The sequence below is a fragment of the Burkholderia sp. NFPP32 genome, assembly GCF_900119325.1.
In the GTDB taxonomy this organism is placed as follows: domain Bacteria; phylum Pseudomonadota; class Gammaproteobacteria; order Burkholderiales; family Burkholderiaceae; genus Burkholderia; species Burkholderia pyrrocinia_C.
Map to the genome: position 1 here is coordinate 43,239 of NZ_FPJP01000028.1, position 16,888 is coordinate 60,126.

Consider the following 16,888-nt stretch of genomic DNA (forward strand, 5'->3'; position numbering starts at 1 on the left):
TGGCGCGAGGAAGGGCGGCGGCGCGGCGTAAAGCCTTGCCATTCGTTCCGGATGAGATGTTGTCGAAAGGATTTCATTCGTTGATACCTGTCCTTTCGGTCGATCCGGCGCGCCGGCTGCAGTGCGCGACCCGTGCGGCAGCCCGACGCGATCGCTGCGTGCGCCGCGACGTGCGAGCGCGGCCGGTTGCACCCGCAGCCGATGAATTCGGCCCGAACGCGAGCACGTGAAGTAAACTACGCGGTTACGACGCACAGACCAGCCGAAAGCGTCGCGTTCCGCGCGACGCTTTTGCATTTCTGCGGCAACTTTATTGACGCTTCCAACCGCGAATCCGAGCCGCGCCCGCGCGCGGAGATAGAGCCTACGATGTCCCGAATTTCCTTGTTTCCGCGTCAGTCCCGTCTGTCGCGCGCCGTGCGTGGCGCGCTGGCGATTCTGGCGCTCGGCGCAGCCGCGTCGGCCTGGGCGACCAGCACAGGCGAACTGCCGGCGTCTGCTGCCGGCGCCGCCGCGCCGCTTACCGTGACGGTCCAGCCGGGCCAGTCGTTGAACGACATCGCGAAAGCGGCGACGCAATCGCATGATCCGGGCGTGCTCGCGCGCGCCGGCCGCGCGCTGTTCGACGCCAATCCGCAGGCGTTCATGAGGCGCGACGCGAGCCGCCTGAAAGTCGGCGCGACGCTGACCGTGCCCGCGCTCGACGCAACGGGCGCGGCGCTTGCGCCGGCCAGTGCGCTTGGCGCATCCGGTGCGGCGGCTGCCTCCGCGCCCGCTGCCGCGTCGGGCGGTGCGGCGCTCGCGCAGCCCGGTGCGTCCGCGCCGCATTCGGGGTCGGCCGTGCAATCCGCGCCGGTGGCGCCGGCCGTGCATGCGGCACCGGTGAGCGGTGCGAGCGTCGCGACGGCAGCGGGGGCGTCTGCTTCGGCAGGCGCTTCGGCTGCACACGGCGCGTCGGCTGTCGAAAACACGCAGCCGGCGGCGCCTGCTGCCGGCGCCAGCGGCCCGCATGTGTGGAGCGGCGCGATCCAGTCGGCGCCGTCGTCCGCGAGCGAGGCCGCTGCCCAGCCTGCGCCGGGCAGCCAGGTTTCGGGCGCGAACGAACCGGCCCGTGCGGCACCCGCCACGGGTGCATCGCAGCCGCGGCCGTCGAGCCTGCAGCAACTGCTGGCATTGAAGAATCGCGTGCTGATGGAGTTGCAGAAGCACGGCATCGGCAAGCCGGCCGCGACGAACAACGTCGCGCCGGCACCGGCGCCTGCCGCGCCGCGTCCGACCGCGAACGATGCGGGCGCGTCGTCTGCCGCATCGCCGGCAGCCGAAGCGGCGTCCGGCGTGGCCGGCAGCGCTGCGCAGCCGGCATCGGCGCCCGCGCAGCCGGTCGCACCCGTGACGGCGCCTGCGCGCGCTGCGGAGCAGATGGACTGGCGTCCGGTCGCAGCGGCCGGCGCGGCCGTGATCGTCCTCGCGGCCGGGTTCGCGTGGCGCAAGCGCCGGAAGGGCCGGCACACGGACGATGCGGGCACGACGGCTGCAGCCGCTGCCGAAGCAGAAGCAGCGCCGTCCATCGAACGCGAACTGCCGATCCGGCCAGAGATGCCGGTCGCCCGCGACGCGGCCGCCGACATGAACCTCGCCGCGGCGACTGCCGCAGCGGCGGAGACGGTCGAGCCGCCTGAGGCGGATGCATCGCCGACGCTCGAAGTAACGAAGCCGCATGACGACCAGCCTGAATTGCCGCCTGCGCCTGCCCACGCCGCAGTACCGCCGGAGAACGACGTGGCTTCGGCTCCGGCCACGGCCCCGCACGATGCAGAACCGGTAGAACAGGCGGCCGCCGACAAGCCCGCCGAGACCCCCGCCGAGCCTTCGGCGACCGAAACGCAGCACGCGGCGCTGATGCAGAACGCGATCAGCGCGCTCGGCAGCCTCGACATGCCGCTGCCGCCGCGCATGCAGGACGATCCGTCGCTGGCCGCGGACGAGCCGGTTGCACGAGCAGGGCAGTCCGACGCCGACAAAATCGCAACTAACGGTCAATCCGCGTTGCGCCCGCCAAATGGCTCAAACGATCCGGCCCCGGAGCATCCGGCCGACCAGGACGACGAGTTCGAATGGGATCCGGACGCGACGACACCGGCTGCCCACGTGGGCAGCCCGTCCTCGACGTTGTTGCTGCCACCGCTCGGCGGCGCGCAGTTCGGCGCGCTGAAGCTCGATTTCGACCTCGACTTGCCGTCCGCGCCGGGCGCCGCGCTGCCCGCGCTCACGCCGGACGAACTCGCGCGTATCGCGCGCAACAAGCTCGACCTCGCGGCCGAGTACGTCGAACTGGGCGACCTGTCCGGCGCGCGGACGCTGCTGCAGGAAGTGGTCGACGCGAACGACGCCGCGACGCGCGACGATGCACGCGCGCTGCTCGCGAAACTCGCGGACGAGGCGTGATGCGGATCGCGCTGGGCATTCAGTACGACGGCGCGGCATTCTGCGGCTGGCAGGCGCAGCCGCACGGCAAGACCGTGCAAAACGCACTCGAGCATGCGCTGGCCGAGTTCGCGCGGGTGCCGCTGCATACGACGGTGGCCGGGCGGACCGACACCGGCGTGCACGGGCTCGGGCAGGTCGTGCACTTCGATACGGATCTCGACCGCGAGGCATTCTCGTGGGTGCGCGGTACCAACGCGTTCCTGCCGTCGACCGTATCGGTGCAATGGGCGAAGCCGATGCCGGAGACGTTCCACGCGCGTTTCTCGGCGTTCGAGCGCACCTATTACTACGTGCTGTACGTGCACCCCGTGCGCTCGCCGATGCTGGCCGGGCGCGCGGGCTGGATCCATACGCCGCTCGACGACGACGCGATGCGCGCCGCCGCTGCGCACCTGATCGGCGAGCACGATTTCTCGTCATTCCGGTCGTCGGAATGCCAGTCGAAGACGCCGGTCAAACACCTGTACCGGATCGACGTGCGGCGCGCGGGCCATTTCATCCATTTCCGCTTCCGCGCCAACGCGTTCCTGCACCACATGGTGCGCAACCTGATGGGCTGCCTCGTCGCGGTCGGCCGCGGCCGCTATCCGGCCGACTGGGTCGCCGACGTGCTGGCAGGGTGCGACCGCAACCTCGCGGCGCCCACGTTCATGGCCGACGGGCTGTATCTCGCCCACGTCGGCTACCCGGCGGAATTCGCCGTCCCGCCCGCGCAGCTCGGCAGCGTGCCGTGGAGCAGCGTCTGGGCCGATCTGGACCCGCAATCATGACGGATCACGCCGTGTCTCCCTCGACTTCCTCCGCGGCCGGCCTGCCGCCGCGCACGCGCATCAAGCTGTGCGGGCTGTCGCGTCCCGAGGACGTGCTGCACGCGGCGGCGCTCGGCGCCGATGCGATCGGCCTCGTGTTCTACCCGAAGAGCCCGCGCGCGGTGACGATCGCGCAGGCGGCCGAGCTCGCGCGCCTCGCGCCGCCGTTCGTGTCGGTGGTCGGGCTGTTCGTGAATGCGACCCCAGCCGAGATCGAAGCCGTCGTGCGCGACGTGCCGCTCACGCTGCTGCAGTTCCATGGCGACGAGACGCCGGAGCAATGCGACGCGCTCGGCCGCGTGGCACACCTGCCGTGGTTGCGCGCAGTGCGCGTCGGCCCCTCGACGCAGCCGTCCGATTTGGTAGAATCGGCTCTTCATTATTCGAAAGCGCGCGGCCTCCTGTTCGACACCCTGGTGCCGGACTACGGCGGTAGCGGCAAGGTCTTCGATTGGTCTCTTATTCCCGCAGAGCTCGCGCATCGGGCCGTTTTGAGTGGTGGCTTGAGCGCGCAAAACGTCGGTGATGCGATCCGCCAGTTGCGCCCGTTTGCTGTCGATGTCTCGAGTGGCATCGAAGTGGAGGGCGCGAAGGGCGTGAAGGATCACGCCCGGATGGCGGCGTTCGTACGCGCGGTGCGCGCAGCGGACGCCGGGTGATGCAAGCCGGTGCGGCCCCGAAAGCGGGCGCATCGACCGATCGAGAGAGACACCATGTACAACCTTCCTGATGCTCGCGGCCACTTCGGCCCGTATGGCGGCACGTTCGTCGCCGAGACGCTGATTCACGCACTGGACGAACTGCGCGCGGCGTATGAAAAATTCCAGCACGATCCCGACTTCGTCGCCGAATTCGAGCGCGAGCTGAAGCATTTCGTCGGCCGTCCGTCGCCGATCTACCACGCGCAGCGCTGGAGCGAGACGCTCGGCGGCGCGCAGATCTACCTGAAGCGCGAGGACCTGAACCACACGGGCGCGCACAAGATCAACAACGTGATCGGCCAGGCGCTGCTCGCGAAGCGCATGGGCAAGAAGCGCGTGATCGCCGAGACGGGCGCCGGCCAGCACGGCGTCGCGACCGCGACGATCTGCGCGCGCTTCGGGATGGAGTGCGTCGTCTACATGGGTTCCGAGGATGTGCGCCGGCAGGCCGCGAACGTCTATCGGATGAAGCTGCTCGGTGCGACGGTCGTGCCGGTCGAGTCGGGTTCGCGCACGCTGAAGGACGCGCTGAACGAAGCGATGCGCGACTGGGTCACGAACATCGAGAGCACGTTCTACATCATCGGCACGGTTGCGGGCCCGCACCCGTATCCGATGATGGTGCGCGACTTCCAGCGCGTGATCGGCGACGAGTGCAAGGTGCAAATGCCCGAGCTCGCGGGCCGGCAGCCGGACGCGGTGATCGCCTGCGTCGGCGGCGGCTCGAACGCGATGGGCATCTTCTATCCGTATATCGACGATGCGTCGGTGCAGCTGATCGGCGTCGAAGCGGCCGGTGACGGGCTCGACACCGGCCATCACGCGGCATCGCTGATCGCCGGCAGCCCGGGCGTGCTGCACGGCAACCGCACGTACCTGCTGCAGGACGACAACGGCCAGATCATCGAGACGCACTCGGTGTCGGCGGGCCTCGATTATCCGGGTGTCGGCCCCGAGCACGCATGGTTGAAGGACAGCGGCCGCGCGCAGTACGTCGGGATCACCGACGAGGAAGCGCTGAAGGCGTTCCACGACTGCTGCCGGATCGAGGGGATCATTCCCGCGCTCGAGTCGAGCCACGCGATCGCGTATGGCGTGAAGCTCGCGCCGACGTTACCAAAGGACAAGATTCTGCTCGTCAACCTGTCGGGCCGCGGCGACAAGGACATGCACACGGTCGCCGAGCGATCGGGCATCGAGCTCTGACCCCGACCGATGCGCGACCTGATCGAAGAGCCGGGCGGCGGTGCCGCGAGCGAGGCGGAGGCGGTTCAGCCGGCCGTCGTCGTGCCGCGCGCGCTGCCGTCCGGTATCGAACTGCATAACCGCGATTTCCTGACCGATGCCGCGAACCTGCCGGATGCGTCGATCGACCTGATCGTCGCCGATCCGCCGTACGGGCTCGGCAAGGACTACGGCAACGACTCGGACAAGCGTTCGGGCGACGTGTTTCTCGCGTGGACGCGCGAGTGGCTCGAGCTCGCGATTCCGAAGCTCAAGCCGAGCGGGTCGATGTACATCTTCTGCACATGGCAGTACGCGCCGGAAATCTTCAGTTTCCTGAAGACGAAGCTCACGATGGTCAACGAGATCATCTGGGACCGGCGCGTGCCGAGCATGGGCGGCACGACGCGCCGTTTCACGTCGGTGCATGACAACATCGGTTTTTTCGCGGTTTCCAAGGCGTATTACTTCGATCTCGATCCGGTCCGCATCCCGTACGACGCCGACACGAAGAAGGCCCGCTCGCGCAAGCTGTTCGAAGGCAGCAAGTGGCTGGAGATGGGCTACAACCCGAAGGACGTCTGGTCGGTTTCGCGCCTGCACCGGCAGCACGCGGAGCGCGTCGATCATCCGACCCAGAAGCCGCTGGAAATCGTCGAGCGGATGGTGCTCGCGAGCTGCCCGCCGGGCGGCCGCGTGCTCGATCCGTTCATGGGCAGCGGCACGACCGCGGTGGCCTGCGCACGGCAGGGGCGCGACTTCGTCGGCTACGAGATCAACGAAAGTTATTGTGCGATCGCGCACGAGCGCGTGAGCGCGCTCGCCGCACCGGCATGCGCGTGAATCGCGCCGCCGCATCGCCGAACGAATCCTAGGAAAATTGCCATGTCCCGTATTCAGCAGACCTTTGCCGCGCTCGCCGAACAAGGCCGAAAGGGCCTGATCCCGTTCATCACGGCCGGCGACCCCGATCCCGCGAAGACCGTCGAATTCATGCACGCGCTCGCCGAAGGCGGCGCGGACGTGATCGAACTCGGCGTGCCGTTCTCGGACCCGATGGCCGACGGCCCCGTGATCCAGCGCTCGTCGGAACGCGCGCTCGCGCGCGGCGTCACGCTGAAGAGCGTGCTCGCCGACGTGAAGCGCTTCCGCGAAACCGATGCGAAAACCCCGGTCGTGCTGATGGGCTATGCGAACCCGATCGAGCGGATGGGCGTCGACGCGTTCGCGGCCGAAGCGCAGGCGGCCGGCGTCGACGGCGTGCTCGTCGTCGACTATCCGCCGGAAGAGGCGGGCGTATTCGCCGAAAAAATGCGCGCCGCGCAGATCGATCCGATCTTCCTGCTCGCGCCTACGTCGACCGACGAACGCATCGCCGACGTCGGCAAGATCGCGAGCGGCTACGTGTATTACGTGTCGCTCAAGGGTGTGACCGGCGCGGGAAATCTGGATGTTTCGAGCATTGCGGGTAAAATCCCGGCCATCAAGTCGCGCGTGCCGGTTCCGGTGGGCGTCGGCTTCGGCATCCGCGACGCCGAAACGGCGCGCGCGGTGGCCGAGGTGTCGGACGCCGTCGTGATCGGCAGCCGCCTCGTGCAACTGCTCGAAAGCGCTGCGCCGGAAGGCGCCGCCGCCGCGCTGAAGGCGTTCATCGCCGACCTGCGTGCCGCGCTGGACGGCGCGGGCAAGGCGGCGCGATAAACACAACACAGGGAGCGGGCGGGCCATGCGGCCCGGCCCGCCACGGAACAGGAAACCATACGATGAGCTGGCTCGACAAACTGTTGCCGCCGAAGATCAAGCAGACCGACCCGAAAAGCCGCAAGGGCATTCCGGAAGGCCTGTGGGTCAAGTGCCCGTCCTGCGAGGCCGTGCTGTACCGCAACGACGTGGACGCGAACCTGCACGTGTGCCCGAAGTGCGATCACCACATGCGCATCGGTGCGCGTGAGCGCCTCGACGGGCTGCTCGATCCGGAAGGCCGCTACGAAATCGGCCAGGAAATCGTGCCGGTCGACTCGCTGAAGTTCAAGGACAGCCGCAAGTACCCCGATCGTCTGAAGGAAGCGATGGACGAGACGGGCGAGACCGACGCGATGGTCGTGATGGGCGGTGCGATCCACACGCTGCCCGTCGTCGCGGCCTGCTTCGAGTTCTCGTTCATGGGCGGCTCGATGGGCTCGGTCGTCGGCGAGCGCTTCGCGCGCGGCGCGCAGAACGCGCTGGAACAGCACGTGCCGTTCATCTGCTTCACGGCGTCGGGTGGCGCACGGATGCAGGAAAGCCTGCTGTCGCTGATGCAGATGGCGAAAACCACTGCGATGCTGACCAAGCTGGCCGAAGCGAAGCTGCCGTTCATCTCGGTGCTGACCGATCCGACGATGGGCGGCGTGTCGGCGAGCTTCGCGTTCCTCGGCGACGTCGTGATCGCCGAACCGAAGGCGCTGATCGGCTTCGCCGGCCCGCGCGTGATCGAGCAGACGGTCCGCGAGAAGCTGCCGGAAGGCTTCCAGCGCGCCGAATTCCTGCTGAAGACGGGCGCGATCGACATGATCGTCGACCGCCGCAAGATGCGCGACGAGATCGCGCAGCTGCTCGCGCTGCTGCAGCGACAGCCGGCCGACGCGCTGGCCTGACCGGCGCGAGGTGGTGAACTCTGCGCGTCGCCTGGCTTCAGCGTCAGGCGGCGCGCTTCGTTTTTTTGCGTAGTGGCGATACCGATCCAGATTTGATCCGATGAGCACTTTTCCCACTCTCGACGCGTGGCTTTCGCACCTCGAACGCGCGCACCCGGTCGGCATCGACATGGGCCTGACCCGCATCGGGCAGGTCAAGGCGGCGCTGCAGCTCGAATTCGCGTGCCCCGTCATCACCGTCGGCGGCACGAACGGCAAGGGCTCGACCTGCGCGTTCCTCGAGACGATACTGCTGCGCGCGGGCTACAAGATCGGCTGCCACACGTCGCCGCACCTGCTCGAATTCAACGAGCGCGCGCGCGTGAACGGGCAGAACGTCACCGACGACGAACTACTGCCGCACTTCGAGGCCGTCGAAGCCGCACGCACGTCGCTGCCGGAACCGGTGTCGCTCACGTACTTCGAATTCACGACGCTCGCGATCCTGCATCTGTTCGCATCGCGTGGGCTCGACGCGGTAATCCTCGAAGTCGGCCTCGGCGGCCGGCTCGATGCGGTCAACATCATCGATGCCGATTGCGCGATCGTCACGAGCATCGACATCGACCACACCGAATACCTCGGCGACACGCGCGAGAAGATCGCGTTCGAGAAGGCCGGGATCTTCCGCGCGGGCAAGCCGGCGATCTGCGGCGATCCGGCCGCGCCGCAGACGCTTGTCGACCACGCCGAAGCGATCGGCGCCGACCTGTGGCTCGTCGGCCGCGATTTCCGCTACGAGGCGCAGGCGGGCGCGGAGCGCCAGCAGTGGAGCTACCTCGGCCGCGAGAAGCGCTATCCGGCGCTCGCGTATCCGGCGCTGCGCGGCGCGAATCAACTGATCAATGCATCGGCCGCGCTCGCCGCGCTCGAAGCGCTGCGCCCGGTGCTGCCGGTATCCGCGCAGGACATCCGGCTCGGGCTCGCGAACGTCGAGCTGCCGGGGCGCTTCCAGGTGCTGCCCGGCAAGCCGGCGATCGTGCTCGACGTCGCGCACAACCCGCACGCGGCGGCCGTGCTCGAGCAGAATCTCGGCAACATGGGCTTTTTCCCGTACACGTACGCGGTGTTCGGCGCGATGCACGACAAGGACATCGACGGCGTGTTGCGGCACCTGAAGGGCGAGATCGACCACTGGTGCGTGACCGACCTGCCGCTGCCGCGCGCGGCCTCCTCGGAGCAGCTCGAAGCCGCGCTGCGCAAGGCCGGCGTGGAGGAGGGGCCCGATTCGAGCGTGACGCGTTACGCGTCGCCCGCCGAAGCGTTTCGCGATGCGCTAAAAAGAGCATCCGAGAATGATAGAATCGTGATTTTCGGCAGTTTCCATACGGTTGCCGGCGTGCTGGCCTACCGTAAATCGCAGCAACACTGACTGACGGGCAGTTTCGGACTCAGCCATTCATGGGAATTTTCTCGTTCGGCAAAAAAGACGACGACGCGCCCACGCGGCGCGGCGGTCGCACCGGGACCTCCCGGAACGTGCGCACGGAGCGCACTGAACGCGTCGAGCGGCGCCCGCGCCGCACCGAGCGTCCGGAGTCGGACGCGCTGCTCCTCGATCCGACCCTTCCAGAAAAGCAACGCGCGCGCCGTCGCCTCGTCGGCGCGATCGCGCTCGTCGTGGCCGCCGTGATCGTGCTGCCGATGGTGCTCGATTCGCACCCGAAGCCGGTGACGGACGACATCGCGATCGACATCCCGAACCGGCCCGCGCACCAGGCAGTCGCGCCGCGTGACGACGACGCGTCCGACGTGCAGGCAGGCGTCGCGCACGACGAGCCGCCGGCATCCGACACCGCCGTCGCGGCGGTCCCGGCGCCTGCGCCGAAGGATGCCGCCAAGCCGGCCGCGAAACCCGATACGACGACCACGGCGAGCGTGACGCCGCCGAAGCCCGCGCCGAAGCCGGCTGCTCCCGCGGCGAAACCGGCCGCGCCGAAGCCGGCGCCCGCGACCGTCGCGAATGCCGACGCCGCGAGCCCGGACAGCGGCGATGCATCGTCGCCGTCGTCGCCGGCCGGTGCGCGCTTCGCGGTGCAGCTCGGTTCGTTCAAGGATGACGCGACGGCCCGTTCGTGGGCGACCAAGTTGAAATCGGCGGGTGTGCCCGCATATGTCGAGCATCGCAAGCAGGCAGACGGTGGCACGGCTACACTGTTGCGTGCCGGCCCGTTCGCGGATCGAGCGGCGGCGTCCGCCGCGATCGCGAAGGTGCGCGAAGCCGGCCTGACGCAGTAACGCACGATGCTGACCGCTTTCGACTACGCTGTATTGGCGGTGATCGTGTTGTCGGCGCTGCGCGGTGCGTGGCGCGGCTTCGTGTCGGAGATTTTCGGGCTGATCGGCTGGATCGCGGCGATCGTGATCGCCGGTCGCTACGTCGGGCTGGTCGTGCCGTACATTCCGGCGAACTGGCCGGGCGGCGCGCTGACGCAGTGGGTGATCGCCTTCGCGTTGGTCGTGATCGGTGTGGTACTGGTCGCCGGCGTCGCGAACGCGCTGCTGTCGCGGATCGCGCAGGCGAGCGGCCTGGGCGGCGTCGACCGCTCGCTGGGCATGATGTTCGGGCTCGTCCGCGGCTGTGTGCTGGTGGTGCTGCTGGTCGCGGCGGCCGGGCTGACCGAACTGCCCAAACAGGATTTCTGGCGCAATGCGCTATTGCGTCCTTTCGCCGAACAGGGCGTGCACGAGCTGAAGCAGCTCCTGCCCGACGGCATGGCCCAGTACGTACGCGTGTGACGACGCGGCCGGGCAGGACGTAACCGATTTTGTCATTCTGAAGGACATGCCATGTGCGGCATCGTAGGCGTTATCTCCCAATCTCCGGTCAACCAGCTGATCTATGACAGCTTGCTGCTGCTGCAGCATCGCGGTCAGGACGCAGCGGGCATCGCGACGGCGGACGGCAGCAATTTCCACATGTACAAGGCGAACGGCATGGTGCGCGACGTGTTTCGCACGCGCAACATGCGCAGCCTGCCCGGCACCTACGGCATCGGCCAGGTGCGCTACCCGACGGCCGGTTCGGCGTCGAGCGAGGCCGAGGCGCAGCCGTTCTACGTGAACGCGCCGTTCGGGATCATCCTCGCGCACAACGGCAACCTGACGAACTGGCAGCAACTGAAGGACGAGATGTTCCGGATCGACCGCCGGCACATCAACACCAATTCCGACAGCGAAGTGCTGCTCAACGTGTTCGCGCACGAGCTGCAACTGTCGACCACGGGCCTCGAGCTCGATCCGGCCTCGGTGTTCAAGGCGGTCTCGGGCGTCCATCGCCGCCTGCAGGGCTCGTATGCGATCGTGTCGCTGATCGCCGGCTACGGCCTGCTCGCGTTCCGCGATCCGTTCGGCATCCGCCCGCTCTGCATCGGCAAGCTCGAAACCGAGCACGGCACCGAGTGGATGGTCGCGTCGGAGTCGGTCGCGGTCGAAGGCATCGGTTTCGAATTCGTGCGCGACGTGCAGCCGGGCGAGGCGATCTTCATCGACCCGGCCGGCAACTTCCACAGCCAGCAATGCGCGGAGCAGCCGACGCTGAATCCGTGCATGTTCGAATACGTGTACCTCGCGCGTCCGGATTCGTGCCTCGACGGTGTGCCCGTCTACAACGTGCGCCTGCGCATGGGCGACTATCTCGCGGAGAAGATCAAGCGCGAGCTGCCGAACGTGCCGATCGACGTCGTGATGCCGATTCCCGATTCGTCGCGCCCGGCCGCGATGCAGGTCGCAGCGAAGCTCGGCGTCGAGTATCGCGAAGGCTTCTTCAAGAACCGCTACGTCGGCCGTACGTTCATCATGCCGGGGCAGGCCGTGCGCAAGAAGTCGGTGCGCCAGAAGCTCAACGCGATGAGCATCGAGTTCAAGGACAAGCACGTGCTGATCGTCGACGATTCGATCGTGCGCGGCACGACCTCGCATGAGATCGTGCAGATGGCGCGCGATGCGGGCGCGAAGTCGGTGATCTTCGCGTCGGCGGCGCCGCCCGTGAAGTTCCCGAACGTGTACGGCATCGACATGCCGACGCGCGGCGAGCTCGTCGCGCACGGCCGTACCGACGACGAAGTCGCGAAGATCATCGGCGCGGATCACCTGATCTACCAGGACGTCGACGACCTGCGCCGCGCGGTGCGCGACATCAATCCGAAGCTCGAGGGCTTCGAGGCGTCGTGCTTCGACGGCAACTACATCACCGGTGACGTGACGCCCGAGTATCTCGACGCGATCGAGCGCGCGCGCCTCACGCCGGCGTCGCAGGCCGATCGCGACACGGCCGGCGACACCGGGCGCTCGCAGATGAACCTGCAGCTGTCGGTCGAGTGACACCGGCGTACGCTTTTGCCGAAGCGTGATAGGATGTGGCCTTGCGTCGATTTGATATCAGCTTGCGGACGCGGGGCGACTTCCCAAAACAGCTAAAGCGAAGGCCGGCGGCAGTCGTCGGCCCGAGTCGATCGCTGTCGTACCGCCCGAAGCCCGCTGATGCCGATGCATAGCGGGCTTTTTGTTTTGGCCTGGTTTTGACTTGGCCGGCGCGACACGCGCGGCCATCGAATACGGAAAACGGAACATGGACGACTCCCTCAACTTCGACACGCTTGCCGTGCGCGCGGGCACGCTGCGCAGCGACTTCAACGAGCACTCGGAAGCGCTGTTCCTCACGTCGAGCTTCTGCTTCCAGAGCGCGGCCGACGCGGCCGAGCGCTTCGCGAATTCGGAAGACTACTTCACCTATTCGCGCTTCACGAACCCGACCGTCACCATGTTCCAGGAGCGTCTCGCGGCGCTCGAGGGCGGCGAGGCGTGCATCGCCACCGCGTCGGGGATGGCCGCGATCATGTCGGTCGTGATGTCCGCGCTGCAGGCGGGCGATCACCTCGTCAGCTCGCGCAGCCTGTTCGGCTCGACGCTCGGGATGTTCTCGCAGATCTTCAGCAAGTTCGGGATCACGACGACCTTCGTCGATCCGACCGACCTGAACGCATGGCGGGAAGCCGTGCGGCCCGAAACGAAGATGTTCTTCCTCGAGACGCCGTCGAACCCGCTGACCGAACTCGCCGACATCGAGGCGATCGGCAAGATCGCGAAGCAGGCCAACGCGCTGTTCGTCGTCGACAACTGTTTCTGCAGCCCGGTGCTGCAGCAGCCGCTGAAGCTTGGCGCGGACGTCGTGATGCACTCGGCGACGAAATTCCTCGACGGGCAGGGCCGCGTGCTCGGCGGCGCGCTGGTCGGCTCGAAGGAATTCATCATGGGCAAGGTGTTCCCGTTCGTGCGCAGCGCGGGCCCGACGCTGTCGGCCTTCAACGCGTGGGTGCTGCTGAAGGGGATGGAGACGCTGTCGCTGCGTGTCGAGAAGCAATCGGCGAACGCGCTGGAAATCGCGCGCTGGCTCGATTCGCATCCGGCGGTGGCACGCGTGTTTCATCCGGGCCTCGAGTCGCACCCGCAGTACGAACTCGCGAAGCGCCAGCAGAAGGCGGGCGGCGCGATCCTGTCGTTCGAGCTGAAGGGCGACACGCCCGAGCAGCAGCGCGCGAACGCATGGCGCGTGATCGACAACACGAAGCTGATCTCGATCACCGGCAACCTCGGCGATACGCGCACGACGATCACGCATCCGGCGACCACGACGCACGGCCGCATCACGCCGGAAGCGCGCGCGGCGGCGGGGATCACCGAAGGTTTGATCCGCTTGTCGGTCGGCCTCGAGAACGCGGGCGACCTGCGTAACGATCTCGCGCGCGGCCTGGAGGGCTGAGCGACGCGGTGCTTTCGCCGCATCGACGCATCAACGACGACGGGCCGCCTGCAAAACAGGCGGCCCGTTGTTTTTCCCGCATGAAGGCATTGCGTCCGGCGCACCGCGCTCGCGCATGCGCCGCGTGATTCAGCCGGCGTGCCCGTGCGGCGCGGCACGCATCGCATCCACCATCCACCGCAGCGTTTCGTCGAGCGGCGTGACGGGCAGCTCGCCCACCGCGCGCCGCAGCTTGTCGCGCGACCCGCTCAGGCTTTTCACCTCGTTGTGCCGCACGAAACGCGGATCGACCGTCACGTCGATCACGTAACCGGCGATGCGCGCCAGCATCGCCAGCACTTCCTTCAGCGAATACGCGCGCTCCGAGCAGACGTTGAACGTCTCGCCGGCCGGCGCCGCTTCTAGCAGCTTCAGATAGGCGGCCGTCACGTCGCGCACGTCGGAGAAATCGCGGCTCACGTCGAGATTGCCGAGCGAGATGCGCGGTTCGTTGCGCGCGTAGTGCGCGGCGAGCTTCGGCAGCAGATACGCTTCGCCCTGGCCGACGCCCGTGTAGTTGAACGGCCGCGCGATCACGATCGGTAGCCGGTCGGCCCACAGCTTCGCCGCGTATTCCATTGCGAGCTTGCTGACCGCATAGTCGTTCGCGGGGGCGGGCGCGACGGTCTCGTCGAGCACGCCGGCCGTCGAATTGCCGTAGATGTTCGCGCTGCTCGCGAGCAGCACGGCCGACGGACGCTGGTCGAGACCCGCGAGCGCGGCCAGCAGGTTGCGTGTGCCGACGATGTTGACCGCGTAGGTCTGCGACGGTTCGTCCTGCGCGACATGCGCGCGCGCGGCGAGATGCACGACCGCATCGGGCCGTGCATCGGCGGCCGCCGCACGCATCGCGTCCGCGTCGAGCAGGTCGACGGGCAGCAGCGTGCAGTGCGCGAAGGCCGGATCGTCGGGCCGCGGCGCGCCGGGCGCGATCGTGCCCCAGACGTCATAGCCGGCCGCCTGCAGGCGTTCGGCCATGTAGCGGCCCGTGAAGCCCGTCAGGCCAGTGACGAACGCGCGGCGCGACGGGCGTCCGGCTTCAGAACGTGTCATGGTGCTGGTTCCGCGTCAAATCAGCTTCGACCATCATCTGGCAAAGTTGTTCGAGCGTCGTCTTCGGTACCCAGCCGAGCTTGGCTTTGGCCTTGTCCGCGCAGCCGATCAGCAGGTCGACCTCGGCGGGGCGGTAGAACTTCGGGTTCACTTCGACGAGCACGTTGCCGTTCGACGCGTCGAGGCCGCGTTCCTGCTCGCCCTTGCCGGTCCATTCGAGCTGGTAGCCGGCAGCCGCGAATGCCATCTGCACGAAGTCGCGCACGGTCTCGGTGCGATTGGTCGCGAGCACGTAGGTGTCGGGCTCGTCGGCCTGCAGCATGCGCCACATCCCTTCGACGTATTCGAGCGCGAAGCCCCAGTCGCGCTTCGCGTCGAGGTTGCCGAGCTCGAGGCGGGTCGCCTTGCCGAGCTTGATCTTCGCGACGGTGTCGGTGATCTTGCGCGTGACGAACTCGCGGCCGCGCAGCGGTGATTCGTGGTTGAACAGGATGCCGCTGCTGCCGAACAGGCCGTACGACTCGCGGTAGTTCACGGTCATCCAGTGCGCGTACAGCTTCGCGACGCCATACGGGCTGCGCGGATAGAACGCGGTCGTTTCGGTCTGCGGAATCGCCTGCACCTTGCCGAACATCTCGGACGTCGACGCCTGGTAGAAGCGCGTCTTCGGGCTCACGACGCGGATCGCCTCGAGCAGGTTCAACGGGCCGAGGCCCGTCACCTCCGCGGTCGTCGCCGGCTGGTCGAACGATACGCCGACGAAGCTCTGCGCGGCCAGGTTGTACAGCTCGTCGGGTTGCGTGCGTTCGAGCAGGCGCAGGCTCGAGCCGGCATCGGTCAGGTCGTGTTCGACGAGCGTGAGGTTCGGGTGCGTGTCGACGCCGAGCTCGGCGATGCGCCAGAAATTCACCGAACTGGTGCGGCGATAGGTGCCCGTGACCTCGTAGCCCTTGTCGAGCAGCAGTTTGGTCAGGTAGGCGCCGTCTTGCCCCGAGATCCCGGTAATGATGGCCTTTTTACGAGTTTGGCTCATGGCGTTGTCCTGGTAGAAGCGAAAGGGAAAATCAGGCGGTCGTGCTTGCGGCAGCCGGCATCGTGCGGCGTGCGGGGCCGCGCGTCAGGCGCCGTTCGAAGCCGTACCAGCTCAGGGTCGCGTAGGCGAGCGTGATCGCGAGCGCGAGCGCGGCCGTGACGAAGCGGTTCAGGTGCAGCGGCCAGAGCGCGTACAGCACGCTCAGGTGGATCAGGTACACGGTGTAGCTGACGGTGCCCACGTAGACGAGCATCGGGTTCGTCAGCACGCGTTGCACGATGCCGCGGCCGCGCAGCGCGATCACGACGATCGACGTGCACAGCAGCAGCGAGATGCTGTAGAGCGCCGCATTGGACAGCGGCGTGTTCGCGGCGCGAAAGCGCGGGAACGACAGGTGCAGCCAGCCGAGGATCGCGAGCGACACGAGCGCGCCGACGATCGCGAGCGGGTAGAACGGCTCCAGCGCGCGCCGGTCGCGGCGCAGCACGATCGCGAGCAGCGCGCCCGCGGCGAGCAGGTCCATCCGGAACGGCGTCAGGTAGTAGATCGGCCAGAACGAGTCGAACCATGGCGTCGCGATCGCGCGCAGCACCGGAGCAGCGACGATCAGCGCGGCGGCGACCCACAGCAGCGCGCGCTCCGAGCACCACAGCACGACGAACGGCCAGAAGATATAGAACTGCTCCTCGACCGCGAGCGACCACAGCACGTTCAGGCTGTCGTGGCCGATGCTGCCGAGCGACAGCCCGATATTGGTCGAGAAGAACGCGAACCACGGCCAGTGCGGCAGCCAGCTCGCGCCGAACAGGAGCGTCGACACCGCCAGCAGCAGCACGTACGGCGGCAGGATGCGGCGCACGCGGCGCGCGTAGAAGTGGCTGAAGTACGACTGCCCGCGCGCCTTGCGTTCGAGCAGGATGCCGGTGATCAGCAGGCCGCTCAGCACGAAGAACAGGTCGACACCCATCCAGAGCGGCGCCTTCAGCGCGTGCTGCAGGAACACGGCGCCGACCGCGATCGCGCGCAGCCCGTCGAGCTGCACGATGCGGCCGTGTTGCGGCGGGGCCAGGTCGGCGGGTCGCGAAATGCCTGTCATCGCGCCGCTC

General features: G+C 67.7%; 15 protein-coding genes. 12 read left to right on the forward strand and 3 right to left on the reverse strand.

The window, feature by feature from the left end; translation table 11 throughout:
- The first annotated feature begins 369 nt into the window (after positions 1–369).
- The 12 genes from BT264_RS32465 to BT264_RS32520 all read left to right on the forward strand — a co-directional run bounded on the left by BT264_RS32465 (position 370) and on the right by BT264_RS32520 (position 13,657).
- The gene (locus tag BT264_RS32465; protein ID WP_072444111.1) at positions 370–2,445 is read left to right on the forward strand and encodes a FimV/HubP family polar landmark protein; all 2,076 of its coding nucleotides are present in this window, start codon (positions 370–372) and stop codon (positions 2,443–2,445) included.
- Positions 2,445–3,257 (forward strand): tRNA pseudouridine(38-40) synthase TruA, encoded by an 813-nt coding sequence (gene truA, locus BT264_RS32470; RefSeq protein ID WP_072444109.1) that lies wholly within the window; start codon positions 2,445–2,447, stop codon positions 3,255–3,257. The genes BT264_RS32465 and truA overlap by 1 nt, the downstream gene beginning before the upstream one ends.
- Positions 3,254–3,955 carry a phosphoribosylanthranilate isomerase gene (locus tag BT264_RS32475; RefSeq protein ID WP_072444107.1) on the forward strand — a complete coding sequence of 234 codons (702 nt, stop codon included), beginning with the start codon at positions 3,254–3,256 and terminating at the stop codon, positions 3,953–3,955. Before truA ends, BT264_RS32475 begins: the two co-directional genes overlap by 4 nt.
- Before the next feature lie 54 nt (positions 3,956–4,009).
- Complete coding sequence (trpB, locus tag BT264_RS32480; protein WP_034179990.1) at positions 4,010–5,203, forward strand: tryptophan synthase subunit beta; 1,194 nt, start codon at positions 4,010–4,012, stop codon at positions 5,201–5,203.
- Positions 5,204–5,212: 9 nt separating this feature from the next.
- Entirely contained in the window at positions 5,213–6,064 is an 852-nt protein-coding gene (locus BT264_RS32485) for a DNA-methyltransferase (protein ID WP_072444105.1), read from the forward strand.
- Between the two features lie 42 nt (positions 6,065–6,106).
- Positions 6,107–6,922, forward strand: a complete 816-nt coding sequence (gene trpA / locus BT264_RS32490; RefSeq protein WP_072444103.1) for a tryptophan synthase subunit alpha — start codon at positions 6,107–6,109, stop codon at positions 6,920–6,922.
- 62 nt (positions 6,923–6,984) lie between these two features.
- On the forward strand, positions 6,985–7,857 hold the full coding sequence (gene accD / locus BT264_RS32495; RefSeq protein ID WP_009691548.1) for an acetyl-CoA carboxylase, carboxyltransferase subunit beta: 873 nt from the start codon (positions 6,985–6,987) through the stop codon (positions 7,855–7,857).
- Positions 7,858–7,957: 100 nt separating this feature from the next.
- The gene (folC, locus tag BT264_RS32500) at positions 7,958–9,268 is read left to right on the forward strand and encodes a bifunctional tetrahydrofolate synthase/dihydrofolate synthase (RefSeq protein ID WP_072444101.1); all 1,311 of its coding nucleotides are present in this window, start codon (positions 7,958–7,960) and stop codon (positions 9,266–9,268) included.
- 29 nt (positions 9,269–9,297) lie between these two features.
- Complete coding sequence (locus BT264_RS32505; protein ID WP_072444099.1) at positions 9,298–10,134, forward strand: SPOR domain-containing protein; 837 nt, start codon at positions 9,298–9,300, stop codon at positions 10,132–10,134.
- Between the two features lie 6 nt (positions 10,135–10,140).
- The gene (locus tag BT264_RS32510; protein WP_006491262.1) at positions 10,141–10,635 is read left to right on the forward strand and encodes a CvpA family protein; all 495 of its coding nucleotides are present in this window, start codon (positions 10,141–10,143) and stop codon (positions 10,633–10,635) included.
- Between the two features lie 51 nt (positions 10,636–10,686).
- Positions 10,687–12,219: an amidophosphoribosyltransferase gene (gene purF / locus BT264_RS32515; RefSeq protein ID WP_072444097.1), complete on the forward strand. Its 1,533-nt coding sequence runs from the start codon at positions 10,687–10,689 to the stop codon at positions 12,217–12,219.
- Positions 12,220–12,466: 247 nt separating this feature from the next.
- The gene (locus BT264_RS32520) at positions 12,467–13,657 is read left to right on the forward strand and encodes an O-succinylhomoserine sulfhydrylase (protein WP_072444095.1); all 1,191 of its coding nucleotides are present in this window, start codon (positions 12,467–12,469) and stop codon (positions 13,655–13,657) included.
- A gap of 129 nt (positions 13,658–13,786) precedes the next feature.
- Here the strand turns inward: BT264_RS32520 and BT264_RS32525 are convergent, their stop codons facing one another.
- From BT264_RS32525 to BT264_RS32535, 3 genes are read right to left on the reverse strand one after another with little or no spacing between them, the layout of a single operon-like run.
- Positions 13,787–14,749 (reverse strand): NAD-dependent epimerase/dehydratase family protein, encoded by a 963-nt coding sequence (locus BT264_RS32525; RefSeq protein ID WP_072444093.1) that lies wholly within the window; start codon positions 14,747–14,749, stop codon positions 13,787–13,789.
- Entirely contained in the window at positions 14,736–15,782 is a 1,047-nt protein-coding gene (gene gmd / locus BT264_RS32530) for a GDP-mannose 4,6-dehydratase (protein ID WP_072444091.1), read from the reverse strand. Before gmd ends, BT264_RS32525 begins: the two co-directional genes overlap by 14 nt.
- A gap of 31 nt (positions 15,783–15,813) precedes the next feature.
- Entirely contained in the window at positions 15,814–16,878 is a 1,065-nt protein-coding gene (locus tag BT264_RS32535; protein ID WP_072444090.1) for an acyltransferase family protein, read from the reverse strand.
- Between the last annotated feature and the right edge of the window lie 10 nt (positions 16,879–16,888).

Excerpts from the sequence above, each read along its gene's own strand:
- BT264_RS32510 (WP_006491262.1), top strand. The coding sequence starts at position 10,141 with ATGCTGACCGCTTTCGACTACGCTGTATTGGCGGTGATCGTGTTGTCG.
- gmd (WP_072444091.1), bottom strand. The coding sequence starts at position 15,782 with ATGAGCCAAACTCGTAAAAAGGCCATCATTACCGGGATCTCGGGGCAA.
- BT264_RS32485 (WP_072444105.1), top strand. The coding sequence starts at position 5,213 with ATGCGCGACCTGATCGAAGAGCCGGGCGGCGGTGCCGCGAGCGAGGCG.
- BT264_RS32465 (WP_072444111.1), top strand. The coding sequence starts at position 370 with ATGTCCCGAATTTCCTTGTTTCCGCGTCAGTCCCGTCTGTCGCGCGCC.
- folC (WP_072444101.1), top strand. The coding sequence starts at position 7,958 with ATGAGCACTTTTCCCACTCTCGACGCGTGGCTTTCGCACCTCGAACGC.
- trpB (WP_034179990.1), top strand. The coding sequence starts at position 4,010 with ATGTACAACCTTCCTGATGCTCGCGGCCACTTCGGCCCGTATGGCGGC.
- accD (WP_009691548.1), top strand. The coding sequence starts at position 6,985 with ATGAGCTGGCTCGACAAACTGTTGCCGCCGAAGATCAAGCAGACCGAC.
- BT264_RS32505 (WP_072444099.1), top strand. The coding sequence starts at position 9,298 with ATGGGAATTTTCTCGTTCGGCAAAAAAGACGACGACGCGCCCACGCGG.
- truA (WP_072444109.1), top strand. The coding sequence starts at position 2,445 with ATGCGGATCGCGCTGGGCATTCAGTACGACGGCGCGGCATTCTGCGGC.
- BT264_RS32520 (WP_072444095.1), top strand. The coding sequence starts at position 12,467 with ATGGACGACTCCCTCAACTTCGACACGCTTGCCGTGCGCGCGGGCACG.
- purF (WP_072444097.1), top strand. The coding sequence starts at position 10,687 with ATGTGCGGCATCGTAGGCGTTATCTCCCAATCTCCGGTCAACCAGCTG.
- BT264_RS32475 (WP_072444107.1), top strand. The coding sequence starts at position 3,254 with ATGACGGATCACGCCGTGTCTCCCTCGACTTCCTCCGCGGCCGGCCTG.
- trpA (WP_072444103.1), top strand. The coding sequence starts at position 6,107 with ATGTCCCGTATTCAGCAGACCTTTGCCGCGCTCGCCGAACAAGGCCGA.
- BT264_RS32535 (WP_072444090.1), bottom strand. The coding sequence starts at position 16,878 with ATGACAGGCATTTCGCGACCCGCCGACCTGGCCCCGCCGCAACACGGC.
- BT264_RS32525 (WP_072444093.1), bottom strand. The coding sequence starts at position 14,749 with ATGACACGTTCTGAAGCCGGACGCCCGTCGCGCCGCGCGTTCGTCACT.